The 12,496-nt window shown below is 34.7% G+C and carries 13 protein-coding genes and 1 pseudogene; 2 read left to right on the forward strand and 12 right to left on the reverse strand.

All coding sequences use genetic code 11. The features are described 5' to 3' along the window. Positions 1 to 5 precede the first annotated feature (5 nt). From MHH98_RS14930 to MHH98_RS14945, 4 genes are all read right to left on the reverse strand, one after another. Positions 6 to 947 (reverse strand): ABC transporter permease, encoded by a 942-nt coding sequence (locus tag MHH98_RS14930; protein WP_038190289.1) that lies wholly within the window; start codon positions 945 to 947, stop codon positions 6 to 8. Between the two features lie 3 nt (positions 948 to 950). Then, positions 951 to 1,877: an ABC transporter permease gene (locus MHH98_RS14935; RefSeq protein WP_038190292.1), complete on the reverse strand. Its 927-nt coding sequence runs from the start codon at positions 1,875 to 1,877 to the stop codon at positions 951 to 953. A 36-nt stretch (positions 1,878 to 1,913) separates the two neighbouring features. Continuing rightward, positions 1,914 to 2,762: a M55 family metallopeptidase gene (locus tag MHH98_RS14940; protein ID WP_038190296.1), complete on the reverse strand. Its 849-nt coding sequence runs from the start codon at positions 2,760 to 2,762 to the stop codon at positions 1,914 to 1,916. Positions 2,763 to 2,859: 97 nt separating this feature from the next. Beyond that, entirely contained in the window at positions 2,860 to 3,309 is a 450-nt protein-coding gene (locus MHH98_RS14945) for an Lrp/AsnC family transcriptional regulator (RefSeq protein WP_340713160.1), read from the reverse strand. A 180-nt stretch (positions 3,310 to 3,489) separates the two neighbouring features. Here MHH98_RS14945 and MHH98_RS14950 point away from each other — a divergent pair, with 180 nt between their 5' ends. Continuing rightward, positions 3,490 to 4,614, forward strand: coding sequence for an amidohydrolase (locus tag MHH98_RS14950; protein WP_038190301.1), 1,125 nt, complete (start codon positions 3,490 to 3,492; stop codon positions 4,612 to 4,614). Positions 4,615 to 4,902: 288 nt separating this feature from the next. On the opposite strand, the gene MHH98_RS14955 is transcribed toward MHH98_RS14950, so the two are convergent. The 5 genes from MHH98_RS14955 to MHH98_RS14975 all read right to left on the reverse strand — a co-directional run bounded on the left by MHH98_RS14955 (position 4,903) and on the right by MHH98_RS14975 (position 8,535). Beyond that, positions 4,903 to 5,673 carry a sporulation protein gene (locus tag MHH98_RS14955; protein WP_038190304.1) on the reverse strand — a complete coding sequence of 257 codons (771 nt, stop codon included), beginning with the start codon at positions 5,671 to 5,673 and terminating at the stop codon, positions 4,903 to 4,905. Between the two features lie 211 nt (positions 5,674 to 5,884). Beyond that, positions 5,885 to 6,424, reverse strand: a complete 540-nt coding sequence (locus tag MHH98_RS14960) for a DUF2798 domain-containing protein (protein ID WP_210402619.1) — start codon at positions 6,422 to 6,424, stop codon at positions 5,885 to 5,887. Positions 6,425 to 6,457: 33 nt separating this feature from the next. Beyond that, entirely contained in the window at positions 6,458 to 7,027 is a 570-nt protein-coding gene (locus MHH98_RS14965) for a TetR/AcrR family transcriptional regulator (protein ID WP_038190306.1), read from the reverse strand. Between the two features lie 270 nt (positions 7,028 to 7,297). Further along, on the reverse strand, positions 7,298 to 7,552 hold the full coding sequence (locus MHH98_RS14970) for a GlsB/YeaQ/YmgE family stress response membrane protein (RefSeq protein ID WP_038190308.1): 255 nt from the start codon (positions 7,550 to 7,552) through the stop codon (positions 7,298 to 7,300). A 125-nt stretch (positions 7,553 to 7,677) separates the two neighbouring features. After that, positions 7,678 to 8,535: a manganese catalase family protein gene (locus MHH98_RS14975; RefSeq protein WP_038190311.1), complete on the reverse strand. Its 858-nt coding sequence runs from the start codon at positions 8,533 to 8,535 to the stop codon at positions 7,678 to 7,680. 446 nt (positions 8,536 to 8,981) lie between these two features. Between MHH98_RS14975 and MHH98_RS14980 the strand changes: the two genes are divergently transcribed. Further along, positions 8,982 to 9,488: a DUF3231 family protein gene (locus MHH98_RS14980; protein ID WP_038190314.1), complete on the forward strand. Its 507-nt coding sequence runs from the start codon at positions 8,982 to 8,984 to the stop codon at positions 9,486 to 9,488. Positions 9,489 to 9,693: 205 nt separating this feature from the next. Here the strand turns inward: MHH98_RS14980 and MHH98_RS22135 are convergent. From MHH98_RS22135 to MHH98_RS14990, 3 genes and pseudogenes are all read right to left on the reverse strand, one after another. After that, positions 9,694 to 9,841: pseudogene (locus tag MHH98_RS22135) on the reverse strand (glutathione-dependent formaldehyde dehydrogenase); the annotation flags it as partial. 236 nt (positions 9,842 to 10,077) lie between these two features. Beyond that, positions 10,078 to 10,872: a VLRF1 family aeRF1-type release factor gene (locus MHH98_RS14985; protein WP_340713162.1), complete on the reverse strand. Its 795-nt coding sequence runs from the start codon at positions 10,870 to 10,872 to the stop codon at positions 10,078 to 10,080. Between the two features lie 369 nt (positions 10,873 to 11,241). Next, positions 11,242 to 12,447: an EAL domain-containing protein gene (locus MHH98_RS14990; protein ID WP_076033949.1), complete on the reverse strand. Its 1,206-nt coding sequence runs from the start codon at positions 12,445 to 12,447 to the stop codon at positions 11,242 to 11,244. Positions 12,448 to 12,496: the final 49 nt, after the last annotated feature.

A 12,496-nucleotide genomic window follows, 5' to 3' on the forward strand; every position in this document is an offset into this window, starting at 1 on the left:
ACCTCCTACTTACGAGCTCTTGGATCGAGTGCATCTTGTATTCCATCACCAAAGGCGTTAAATGCAAACATCGTCAGTGCGATCATGAATCCAGGGAAAAACAATCTCCACCAATGTCCACTTAAAATAACACCAAGTGAATCATTAGCCATCGTTCCCCAACTTGCAAATGGAGCTTGTACCCCAAGACCTAAGAAGCTCAAAAAGGCCTCTGCGAAAATAGCTGTAGGAATCGTAAATGTTAAATTAATAATGATAATCCCCATTGTATTTGGTAATAAGTGACGTGTAATAATTTTGACATGAGAAGTACCTAGTTTTTCAGCAGCTAAAACATACTCCTGAGATTTTAGAAGTAAAATTTGTCCTCTTATAATTCTCGCCATTCCAACCCAACCAGTAATAGATAAAGCTATTATTATTGTAGTTATACCTGGCTCCATGATAACCATTAATAGAATTACTACTAGCAAATAAGGGATTCCGTATAGAATTTCTACAATTCTCATTAGCAAACTATCAACGCGGTCTCCTAATTTACCTCTTCCTGCCATGTATCCAGATATACCACCGACTACTACTCCTAAAACTAAATCTACAATCGCTGCTATAAAGCCAATAGTTAAAGATACACGTGCACCTTGCCATGTACGACTCCACATATCACGACCTAAGTTATCTGTTCCAAACCAATGTTCTCCTGACGGTGCTTTATTGACATTCGTTAGATTTTGTTGGGAGCCACTATATGGAACCATCGATGGTCCAAAAATTGCTAAAAAGATAATTACAACTAAAAGGAAAAGTCCTATTATAGCTAATTTGTTTTTAAGGATACTAAGAAGAGTTTCTTTAAAAACTCCTAAGCTAGGACGTTGGATTTCATCTGTCTGCAGCTTACTTGGATCTACTGGACGAAACATAGAATCGTTCAATACTTTTACCATCTGCTAATCCCCCTTGCTAGTCAGCTTAATTCTTGGATCAATAAAACGGTAAGAAATATCGATTAAAAATAAAGTGACAACTAAGATTGTACTGAAGAACACGGTTGTCCCCATGATGACGGGATAATCACGATTAAATATACTATCCACGAAGTATTTACCTATACCTGGTACTGCGAATATTTTTTCGATAACAAATGTACCTGTAATTAGCGAGACGAATAGTGGACCAATGAAGGATACAACCGGTAAAATCGCATTTCGAACTCCGTGATTTAGCACAATTTTAAAGGTAGATAACCCTTTTGCATCCGCCGTTTTAATATAGTTCTGATTCATAACCTCCAGCATACTAGAACGCATATATCTAGCAACAACCGCTAACGGTGTAGTTGCAAGTGCTAAAGTAGGTAGGACAGAATGTTGCCATGTTCCCCAAGAAGCTACAGGAAGTATTCCAAATTTCACTGCAAAGATATTGATCAGTAATGGCGATAATATAAAACTAGGTACCGATATACCAATGATGGCAAAAATCATAGCCGCATTATCGAGTAATCTATTATGATTTAATGCAGCAACGATCCCTAGTAAGAGCCCAAAGACGAGCGCTACAATTATCGCTTGAATTCCGAGCGTTGCAGAGGCTGGAAACCCTGAAGTTATAATGTCATTTACGGTACGGGATTCTGATTTAATAGATGGTCCTAAATCCAACATAACTAAATTTTTTAAATACAAGACATATTGCACCGGTACCGGTTCGTCTAAGTTATATTTAGCTCTCATATTTTCTACTACCTCTTTAGGTAGTACATCAGCATCTGATGCAAATGGATCTCCAGGAATCATATTCATGATAAAAAATGTTAATGAAGCTATGACCCAGATGGTAAGAATCATTGTCATAAATCTTTTTACAATATACATACCTATCTACACCCCCGTTCTAAATACGTCAACTTATTATGTATTGACACTTCCTAAAACTCCGTTTGTTGCCGCCATCGCAATAATTACACAGCCCCACATATGTTTATAAGCTGTAATCATGTCATCACAAGTAAAGCGTATTTTCTTTGATCCAATTAATTCCACACTAGGAATAGTTGTTGTCATTTTTGCTTGCTGTGACCCTTTAAATTCGATTTCAAATGTAATAGGTCCCGATAATACAACTGGTTTTTGGTCAGCAGAATTTTTTACTGCCACTTCGACTTGTTGTCGAATCTGTTGACGCGCTATCTCAGGATGAATTAACTCTGCAGCAAAGCGATCTACTGCACGTTTAGTAATAGCTGCTTCAACATTAGGTAATGTTTCTAGTACCTCGTTCACATACGCGTCATCTCCACTAATGAACAAAGGTGGAACACCAAATGCACCTGCTACATAAGTATTCATCTCTGTTTCACCGACTACCTGACCATTAATTGTCATTTCATTCACACAAATCCCTGCTAGTGTATGGCTAATAACTGCTACATCAGAGCCCCCTTCACGTCCATGATGTCCGACAAACAAAATACCATCGAAAGAGTCATCCAAACCTTCTAACTGGCACATTACTCTGTTGTTTCCAGAGATCAATCTAGCCCGTATGTCTAAGTCTTCTATTAGGATATTGGACATGTTACCGTGGCCATCTGCTACTACTACTTCTGTAGCTCCTCCATTAATGGCTCCTTCAATCGCTGCATTTACATCTGCTGTCATCAACTTTCGAAAACGTTGATATTCAAAAGGAGTTTTCAATTGTTGGTTAGTCGCTACACCTGAAATCCCTTCCATATCAGCCGAAATAAAAATTTTCATTATTGCCTACCCCCTTACATTGTTCTATAAAAAAGCCGAAGCTTTATTATTCTCACATCATAAAATACTGATTATTCTGAAAAATTTATTCAGATTTTTAGAAAATATATTCAAATGTATTTTTGTGTACCTCAAGCTGAATGATCGTATTGACTTCAGTAATGCATTCGATTTTATTGACTTCACGTAGGATTTCCGTGATTCTTATTTGATCTTTCACCGTTATTTGAAAAAGAATTGGATATTCCCCCGACGTCACAGTGATAAAACGAATTTCTCTAATCTCCTTTAAATCTTCAATTACCCTTGAGATTGAATTTGCTTTCACCTTGACTTGAATAATCGCTCCCGCTTTAAGTCCTACTGCTAAAGGATTTACTACTCCTACTACTTCAAGGAACCCTTTGTCTAATAAATTCTTATAGCGTAGACGAATAGTTTTTTCTGTCACTTGCAGACGTATCGATAATTCAGTAAAGGATAAACGACCGTCTTTAGATAGATGCTTAATAATGCCGTGATCTAACTCATCGACTTCATATTTCAAGTGATCCCTTCTCTCTTTCTTTTTCTCTTCACTACTGGAATCAGGATTATTCTAGCGTTTTATACCGCTTTACAATATTCAGAAAAAATTATATTATCTGAAAAAGGAATATTAGAGATTAGTTTATATTAACTATTTTTATATTGCAAACCTTTTTTTATAAAAATTGGGGGTTTTGGAATGATAGCAATTAAGAATGCAATAATTTGGAATGGTAATGGTGAGTCTCTAGAAAATCACGTCATTTTCGTAAAAAATGGCGTTTTTGAAAGAATTGAGTCTGAGGAGAAAATAACAGAAGCCTATGCAGTAATTGATGCAAAAGGAAAAATAATTACACCTGGTTTAATAGATGTACATACTCATCTTGGAGTTTCTGAAGAGGGTGTTGGTATTGAAGGAGCTGATTTCAATGAAACTAGTCATCCGGTAACACCACAAATACGTGCTTTAGATGGTATTAATCCTATGGAAATTGGATTTGCAGATGCTCGTAAAGCTGGGGTAACAACAGTTCAAGTAATGCCTGGAAGTGCTAATGTAATCGGAGGAGAGATGGTTGTTTTAAAAACAGCTGGTACCATTGTCGATGAGATGGTTATTAAATCACCTTCTGGTATGAAAGCAGCAACTGGGGAAAATCCTAAAAGATTTCATGGAGCTAAGGGGAAAATGCCTGTTACTAGAATGGGTGTTGCTGCCTTAATACGCGAGAAATTAATTGAGGCACAAAATTATATCAACTCTGAGAAAAAGGATAGAAAGCTAGATTTAGAAAATATGGCTAAAGTTTTAAATAAAGAGATTCCTTTGCGCGTTCATGCACATAGAGCAGATGATATTTTAACAATACTTCGCATTAAACGTGAATTTGATATTAATGTGACGATCGAGCATTGTACTGAAGGGCATCATATTGCTGATTATATTGCAAAACACGATGTGCGAGTTTCTGTAGGACCAACTATGTCCACACGTTCAAAAGTGGAGTTAAAAGATAAAAAATGGTCTACAATCAAAACACTTTTAGATGCAGGAGTTCCATGTTCTATTACTACAGATCATCCAGTCGTTGGTATTGAATATCTAGTAACAAGTGCTATACATGCAATTAAAAACGGAATAACCGAACAACAAGCCTTGCAAGCTATTACATTAAACGCTGCTAAGCATCTTGGAGTTGACGATCGCGTCGGGTCGATTTTACCGAATAAAGATGCTGACTTTGTTATCTGGAGTGGTAACCCATTCGATCTTAACAGTAAGGTTGAAAAAGTATTTATTAATGGTGAAATTGTTAATTGATTATATTAATTCTGTCTTAAGAAGAGTTTTCTACACTTAGGTTCTCAAATTACTATTCATTATCTTATTTGATAGTCAAAGGTTAATCGCACAATAAATATTGAGATAGTGCTTTAGACTTTAGTGTAAGACCAGATTAAGGTACTACTTAAAAAATAATTGAGCCTTACCTCGATAATTAATGAGGTAAGGCTTGCTATTTTGATTATTGGTTTTTAATAATGGTAAAATTCAGATACACATTGTAATTGCCAATGTACCCCTCTATTATTAGCTTAGATAATTTCATCAAACATGGTTAGAAATAATTTGTTTTAACTTCTCTTGTAATTTAGGTAAATCTTGTACCGTGATTGATAGTCTAATATGACTTTCATCCATTTCCATTGCTTCTGCTAAAAATCCTCCAAAACCTCTTGCTTTTCGATCCACTTGCATAAGAATTTCCGCAGATTGTTCAGTTTGTGTAAGGAATAAAATTTCTAGTTCATCTAGCTTTCCTCTATAAACTCCGTTTGTTGGAATAAACTCAAATTCTTGCACAAACGGATAATTACTACGAATTTTAGAAGAAGCTTGCTCACATTCCACTTTGCGTAGTTTGAATCCTAGTTGATCTATCGCCTCTAAAATTTGCACCACAAGTCTAGTTGGACGAATAGCTATAAAATCCTTATCTGTAGGATCTACACTATTTTTAATATCTAATCCTGTACTAACCCAAACTTGTGTATTTCCATATGTTATTGGCGTATCAGTTGGGAGATTGATTTCAAATGGAATTACTTTTGTTTCATTAACTCCAATAGTAAACGGAGCAGTGATTTTATACTGTTTCACTGTCGCAGAATCTGTATACTTTTTATCATCAGACTCTCGGATATAAGTAGTATTTACAGTCAAATAAATGGAATCAATTTGTTGCTCCAGATTCCCTCCATACACTTCAACTTCTCCTCGCATTATTTCACCAGCGACATACTCCGCTTTTTCCAGCTTCGTATCAACCTTTGCTCCGCCTACTCCAAAACTCGCTAGTATTTTATTAAAAAATGACATCAATAAATCCCCCTACATCAAATTATTTACAAATACTATACGAATACTACAATTAATAAGTTTCAAATTTTTATTTCATTCCGCAAACAAAAGAATAGTTTAAGTTTTGTGTGATGGAAATCAATTAATAATATTGGATGGCAGAACAAATATAGCCAAAATTAAAAGGATCGTAATCGATCCTCTTTATTTCTAAAGTGTCTTATTTAATTCAGTTTGATTCAACATTCTTACGATCTTGCGTGGCGTGTAATTTAACCATCGCAAATCGTGCAATGGGTTGAATTACTAAACTCTCAGCGATTAATACAATAACTAAGTTTCTTGGCCAGTTTGATAAAAAACGGCTGAAAATTTCAGTACTAAAACCATTTCCTACAATATCACCGATTAATGTCATAGCGATGGACATACCAAATACAGTGAAGATAATTCGGAATAAAATTTTAGAATTAAAGCTATCTGTTGGCAGTGTAAATTTGGACACTAGGTTTTCAGCAATACGGCCTATTACAGCAGGTTCAATTATCATAACGATAACCCACATAATCGGTAAGGCTTTAATAATTTGCAAAAATACTTGTCCACTACTTAAATCTTCTGGCACATTTAATATAATATTGATAGATGTCATTAAAATAACTGTCAATGTAGAGATAATCGTACCGTACAATAGTCCTTCTTTAGCATTCCTAGGTAATCTTGTTTCATATTGCATTTTTTCATTTTGCATAGCTACTACTTGTTGCATAGTCTCTTCCTTTCAAAAGTGATGCTGATTAAATTATTCAACTACTTTTAATGTATTTGGTAATAAACTTGCGATTGTTTGAAGTGGTTCACTTGTTTTTTTCGTTAAACAAAGCATTATACCACCTTCAATTGTGGCAGTCATCATAAGAGCAAATGAATTAGCTTCTTCTTTCGAATAACCATCTGCCATTAATTTAGCCGAATAAATTTCTTGAATCTTTGTAAAAGAGTCCTCGCAAGCTTCTCTAACTCGCTCACTCACTGATCCTATTTCACTAACAATACTGTTAAATGTATAACCAATAATTGTTTCGTCCCTATCAAATTGAATTATTAATTCTTCCAGCATTGCCTGAATAGCTGCTTGTGTAGTTTGATAACGTCCAAAAATTTCTTTTATATCCTGCGTAATAACTTCATTCATCGAATTTAGACAGGTGATGAGTAATTCTTCTTTTCCATTTGGAAAGTGGTGATAAAACCCACCTTTTGAAAGATTACATTCTGTTAAGATTTCGCTTATCCCAACACCTAAATAGCCTTTTTTTCGAAAAAGATTTGTCGCAGTTTGAACTATCAATTCTTTTTTATCTAATCCCATAATAGTCTTAACCTCCAAACCGACCGGTCTGTTTATTAATATATCAAATCTACATTTTATAAGTCAAGAAATTTATCTTTTCGTAAAAAATATTGAAGGAAAGTTAAAACGTTCATTCTTTCTGAAAGACATACTAATAAAATGAGTGTCAACCAAATGAGATTTAACATAAAGAGAATCTCAAATCGCGCCACATATGAGCCTGTGCTTGTAATAGTCAGTTTAGAATCTATATTTAGTAACAAAAAAACCTGAGCAAATGCTCAGGTTCTAATCTTTATTCATTAACTTCAAAATAAAACTAACGATGAGTATCAATATTATCGAACCAAGTAAGGCAGGGAATATATAGAAATCACTTAACGTTGGGCCCCACTGACCCAATAATTTTCCGCCTATCCAGGCTCCAATAATACCTGCAATAATATTACCTATAATTCCACCAGGGATGTCCTTACCTATAATCATGCTCGCTACCCATCCTAGAATACCACCTATTATTAGGAACCAAAGAAAACTAAACATGACAAAACCTCCTTTCTAAACTTGATATAATGTTACCTAAATAACTAAAAGTAAAACGCGTAATTCGCTTCAAATTTAATGAGTATGAGTCCTATGTAAGAACTCATGATTAATATCAAATCAGATTAATTATTTAAATCATATAATCCAGGACTATGCTCATTGGGCATATCAGGTAACTGAGGAACTGGGAAACCCTTTGGTGGTTCTGTTACCTCAAGGTTTCCTTGATTTCTGCTAGGCGTTGTACCTTGGAAAATCTCGCCTATTCTAGTTGGGTCTAGTCTAAAATTAAACTGTGCATTATGATATCCTAAATCAATAAATTTTCGACATTCAGGGTATTTGTTAATATCGTAATTGGGGACTGGGAAGAGTTTACCCCAATCAACTCCTAAAGTTTCTAATGCTTTAGCAAAAGCATTTTGATGTGCATTATCACGAACAATTAAGAAACCGAGTGTTTCTCGGAAAGTTTTATTTGAGCTCATTTCATAAAGACGCGTTTTTTGAAGAACTCCAGTTGATTCAAGGACTAAATTATTGAGCAAATCAGCTACTAAATTTCCATGTGCATAAACCCAAGATCCATTCCATGGGTTACCTGCTGCATCAACTGGTAATGAAGCTTGAGCACCAATTATATAGTGATGGGGATTGGCATGTTTTATTACGTCATCTAAGGGTGCATGATCCTCTCCGCCATTTCCAGGCTCTAATGATTCGCCAGAGTCATTTAATAATTGATTAATTGTATTTTGCGCTAGTTCAACATGCGCAATTTCTTCAAGGAATACTCCACGAAGTAAATCCCGATATTGTGTCTCTTTCCCCCGGAAATTTGAGCTTTGGAAAAAATATTGCATCATTGTTCTCATTTCACCATAATGACCGCCTAATATTTCTTGTAAAACACGTGCAGCTTCTGGGTCTGGTTTATCCGGTGTTATTATGTTTATTAATTCTTCTTTGTAGTAGTACATGTATATTCCTCCTACACTATTCAATCTTATCACTCTATATAGCATGAGTAATAAAAGGAGAAATATTCGAATTAACTTATGACAAATATTTACCTTTAATAGGTATTGATATTTGTTCAAATTAATCAGCAAGTCCCACTTAAATAATTTTAACTATCTGTAATGTATAACAGAACAAATATGGAAGTACTTCTATTCCTTTTCCACTATTTACAGACGTAGCCGAGATATATTTATTATCCTCACTGTAAAATAAGTCATTGTCCCAAAAAACAACGCTTTAACTATTTATTCATTTTTATGTTGTTTCAACCTCTCTTTTATATACTAAAAAATTTCATATATAGAATTGGTAAAATCTCCATAACCATTATTTAATGTATTAAAAATTATTAGTAATACAAAATATGAAGGAATAAATAATACCTTAAGGAGTGTGTTGATTAATGGGCGTTATGGATAATAATTCAAAAAAAGAACCTATGCATTATGGTGAAGTAATGGGTTCCTGGTCATTTGTTGCAGCAAACAATGGACTAATAAGTGGGTATGAGACATTTGTTAATCATGTTGGAGATAAAGACTTGAAAAAGCTACTCACACAAGTTATAGAAATGATGCAATCGCATAATAAAGAGGTTGTGGAACTATTAAAAAATAACGGTATTGTTCCTCCACCTGCATTACCAAGTCGCCCGAAAGCAACGACTGAAGATATTCCTGTTGGTGCAAGATTTGAGGATATCGAAATTAGTGCCACAGTTGCTGTAAATGTTGGACAGGGTTTAGTTTCTTGTAGCCAAGTAATGGGGCAATGTTTACGTGAGGATATTGCAAGGATGTTTGGTAAATTCCATACAGAATGGGCACTATTTGGAGCGAAACTTTTAAAACTAAACAAAGAAAAAGGATGGATTGTTCCACCACCTCTTCACACAGATGTGCCGGAATAATAACGTAACTGTAATTTGAATGGTAAAGGGACCTATTAGAAGGTCCCTTTTCTTGTTATTTTTATTTAAGTTTTCATTATAATTTTAATACATTCATCTTATATTCGTTAATAATAATTTATAAGCTTCACTTGTTTACTTAAGTGGTAATTTATGTATATCTGTATAATGATTTTCGTTAGGTCAAATTCTCCAGCCAATATTTTTTTATATAAATATTTCTTTCAAATAGAAATCCCATAGGAAACTGATTGTACTTAGCACCATATACGCAATACGGCGCCAGTCATTTGAATACTTCCTTTTTTACGTACAGCACCCATTGCAATTTTACTTATTGTTCCAACTTGTATTCAAGCATCATACCTAATTGGTATAATAAATGCCAATATTCTTCTCTCTTCTTTAGTAGATAATTGGTTGAGCAATGAAAAGTAACCTAAGTAAATGTTTAGGTAGTTTAGGTAAGCTTACTCATAATCTTACCAACGCAATTCTTCCTACTATAAAAAGTTTGTCATTTGTCATAATCTAGAACTCAAAAAAACTAACTGGCTCATTGAGTCAGTTAGTTTTTTTTGGTACATCGTTATTTTTCAAAAATTTCGTGGAGCACTTCGTTTGCACTGCTGTTATTTAGGTTTTTTTGAATGCAGCTAGCTGGTTTTTCGCGTAAGGTTTCAGCGAAAGCCTTTGCCATTTCAATTTCTCCGGCCACATGTATCTCCTTCCAGCCACGCTCTTTCTTCAATCGCTCAACAATCTCGCCCATTCCTTTAAAGAATCGGCCCAAATTTTCTTTCAGCCGAGGCTCTAAAGCACCCGCATTGCTGCTTCCAATGCCCGGATGATTGTCAGGCGTCACTTTTTTTCGATTGCCCCATTCTTCCAGATTCGGTTCGAAATCGTAAATAAGTTCATCATTCAAGAAGCCCATTGCTGTATCTAGAATACGTACCTCCCCAAAGCTCGGTAAAATAATTCCTGCATCTGGGTAAGCCTTATACATGTATTCCATTTCTTCAAGTACTGGATGATTCTCCCAGCGGAAGCTCGTTTTCACCTGTACTTGGACATAGTGGACCGACCACAAACTTGGATTGTCCGAAGCAAAAATAACGACTCCTTTTCGTAACTCATTCGAATGGTCATCTATTTCTTTAACGACTTTATCTTTCACTTTTTTAAATGCTTTTAGTTCATCTTCATTTTTAGAAGCAGTTATATACTCTTCCATTCGCTTTAAACCACTTTTCAAATGAATTTTCCATGCACCTTTCAGCTGGTCCGGATCAGCTGGATTTGTATTTAAATACACACTCAACACACAACGATCGTTACATTGAAATTCTTTTAGGGCATTAAGCTCTTTACTTATTGACATAAATTCAGTAACCTCCTTAAGTTTTACATCCATATAAGCTTACCCAATTAACATACCCACACACGCTAATTCTAAAACGAATCAGAAACTACATTAATGGAATTGCAAAAGATAATTTAGATTGAGAAAAATTATATTCTTATTCTGATTAAATTGGAGACATTTTATTGCGCAGAAATGAAATATAAAAAAGGTGTAATGTCAGTGAATACGCTAGTGGTTGCAGTTTAATTAGTGAAAAATAAATCGAGCTTCAAAAAACTTTTCTTCTGATAAAAAATAGCTGTAAATAAAAATTTTTCAAACTAAATACAAAAAGAAAAAAGTACTGCAAGAAAGAGAAAATCTCTCCCTTAGCAGTACCCCTTTTCATCTAAAAATATTATGGTTGTATAAATAATCGTAGGAAATATCAATAAATAGGTATTCATTCACACTGACAGGTATAGAGAATGTACGTGTCATTTCCCCTGTGTCGATATCGCTATATAGGTCAGATAACACACCACTTTGGTCATTACGCATTTCAATAATCGTTTTTAAGAAGTATGGACGCCAGCTCCAGTTTTTATTAACTGCTTCTTCTTGTATATGCCATTTCTTATCGATACACATGATATTAGGTGATGTTTGAAATCCCTCACCATCACATATATAAAGTCGGAAGGAATATGCATCGAGTTCTTTAGCAAGCGCTAGAAGTTGGTCCGTATTATTGCTTGAAGGCTTCATTCGTTGTACGGATTTCTCTAATGCATTTTGCAAAGTTTTCAATGCATTGTAATTATCCTCCAACAATCGCTTTTCTGTTAAGATAAACTGCTGACAGCGTTCTTTAAAACTTTTTTTCAGTTGATCTCGTGGAATTGTTCCTGTATGTACATCAGCTAGATATTTCCCTTGATAATAACGTCCTCCATTTTTCCACGCAAATTGAAGTTTATATTCTTTATCAATACCTTCAAATAACATATTTGCACCAATTTTACGAGCTAATTTACCAAGTGATGTGAACAAATCATTTTGCTCACCCCAAGATTGATAACTCAATTGCCCTATATCCAACTTCAAAATATTAGGAGACAATGTTTTAATATAATCCCAATGACTTTCAGAACCGACTTGATTAATTGCAATCTTCATACCATATGTTTGGAAATAACGAATGATATTATTAAGCTGTCTGAATTCACCATTAAAATTATGCTCTGAAATTACAAGAACAATTCGACTTAGCTCTTCCTCGGGGATATATTTTTTTATTATTTCGAAAAAACTTTCCCCATAGTCAAGTACTAACAAGTTTGCATTGCATGGTAAGTAAATATCGAAATCCTTAGATTCCTTCGCTAGTTGGGCAAGAGCTAAATGCAAAATTTTATGCTCCACTTCCACTCGATACTCTTCTGGAATATCATCATCGTAGGCGAATGTATTTAAACTAATAAGCTCTTCATTGTCTATAAGCTTGCCAGAGACTTCATATGCAATAACAACATGTTCGTCTGCACTAAAAATGGGTTGGAAGTGCGCTTTCAACTTCTCTAGGTTTGTTAATACATCAATTGCGTCCATCCCATAAACCTCCTTAACCGATTGACCATAAGACAATCTTTAAATCATG

Origin of the sequence: Viridibacillus sp. FSL H8-0110, assembly GCF_038003565.1 — a bacterium.
Lineage (GTDB): Bacteria > Bacillota > Bacilli > Bacillales_A > Planococcaceae > Viridibacillus > Viridibacillus arenosi.

What these genes read in the sequence shown, in the direction of transcription:
- MHH98_RS14940 (WP_038190296.1), bottom strand. Translation starts at nt 2,762, where the DNA reads ATGAAAATTTTTATTTCGGCTGATATGGAAGGGATTTCAGGTGTAGCG.
- MHH98_RS14955 (WP_038190304.1), bottom strand. Translation starts at nt 5,673, where the DNA reads ATGTCATTTTTTAATAAAATACTAGCGAGTTTTGGAGTAGGCGGAGCA.
- MHH98_RS14930 (WP_038190289.1), bottom strand. Translation starts at nt 947, where the DNA reads ATGGTAAAAGTATTGAACGATTCTATGTTTCGTCCAGTAGATCCAAGT.
- MHH98_RS14975 (WP_038190311.1), bottom strand. Translation starts at nt 8,535, where the DNA reads ATGTACTACTACAAAGAAGAATTAATAAACATAATAACACCGGATAAA.
- MHH98_RS14990 (WP_076033949.1), bottom strand. Translation starts at nt 12,447, where the DNA reads ATGGACGCAATTGATGTATTAACAAACCTAGAGAAGTTGAAAGCGCAC.
- MHH98_RS14935 (WP_038190292.1), bottom strand. Translation starts at nt 1,877, where the DNA reads ATGTATATTGTAAAAAGATTTATGACAATGATTCTTACCATCTGGGTC.
- MHH98_RS14965 (WP_038190306.1), bottom strand. Translation starts at nt 7,027, where the DNA reads ATGGGATTAGATAAAAAAGAATTGATAGTTCAAACTGCGACAAATCTT.
- MHH98_RS14950 (WP_038190301.1), top strand. Translation starts at nt 3,490, where the DNA reads ATGATAGCAATTAAGAATGCAATAATTTGGAATGGTAATGGTGAGTCT.
- MHH98_RS14985 (WP_340713162.1), bottom strand. Translation starts at nt 10,872, where the DNA reads ATGTCAATAAGTAAAGAGCTTAATGCCCTAAAAGAATTTCAATGTAAC.
- MHH98_RS14980 (WP_038190314.1), top strand. Translation starts at nt 8,982, where the DNA reads ATGGGCGTTATGGATAATAATTCAAAAAAAGAACCTATGCATTATGGT.
- MHH98_RS14960 (WP_210402619.1), bottom strand. Translation starts at nt 6,424, where the DNA reads ATGCAACAAGTAGTAGCTATGCAAAATGAAAAAATGCAATATGAAACA.
- MHH98_RS14970 (WP_038190308.1), bottom strand. Translation starts at nt 7,552, where the DNA reads ATGTTTAGTTTTCTTTGGTTCCTAATAATAGGTGGTATTCTAGGATGG.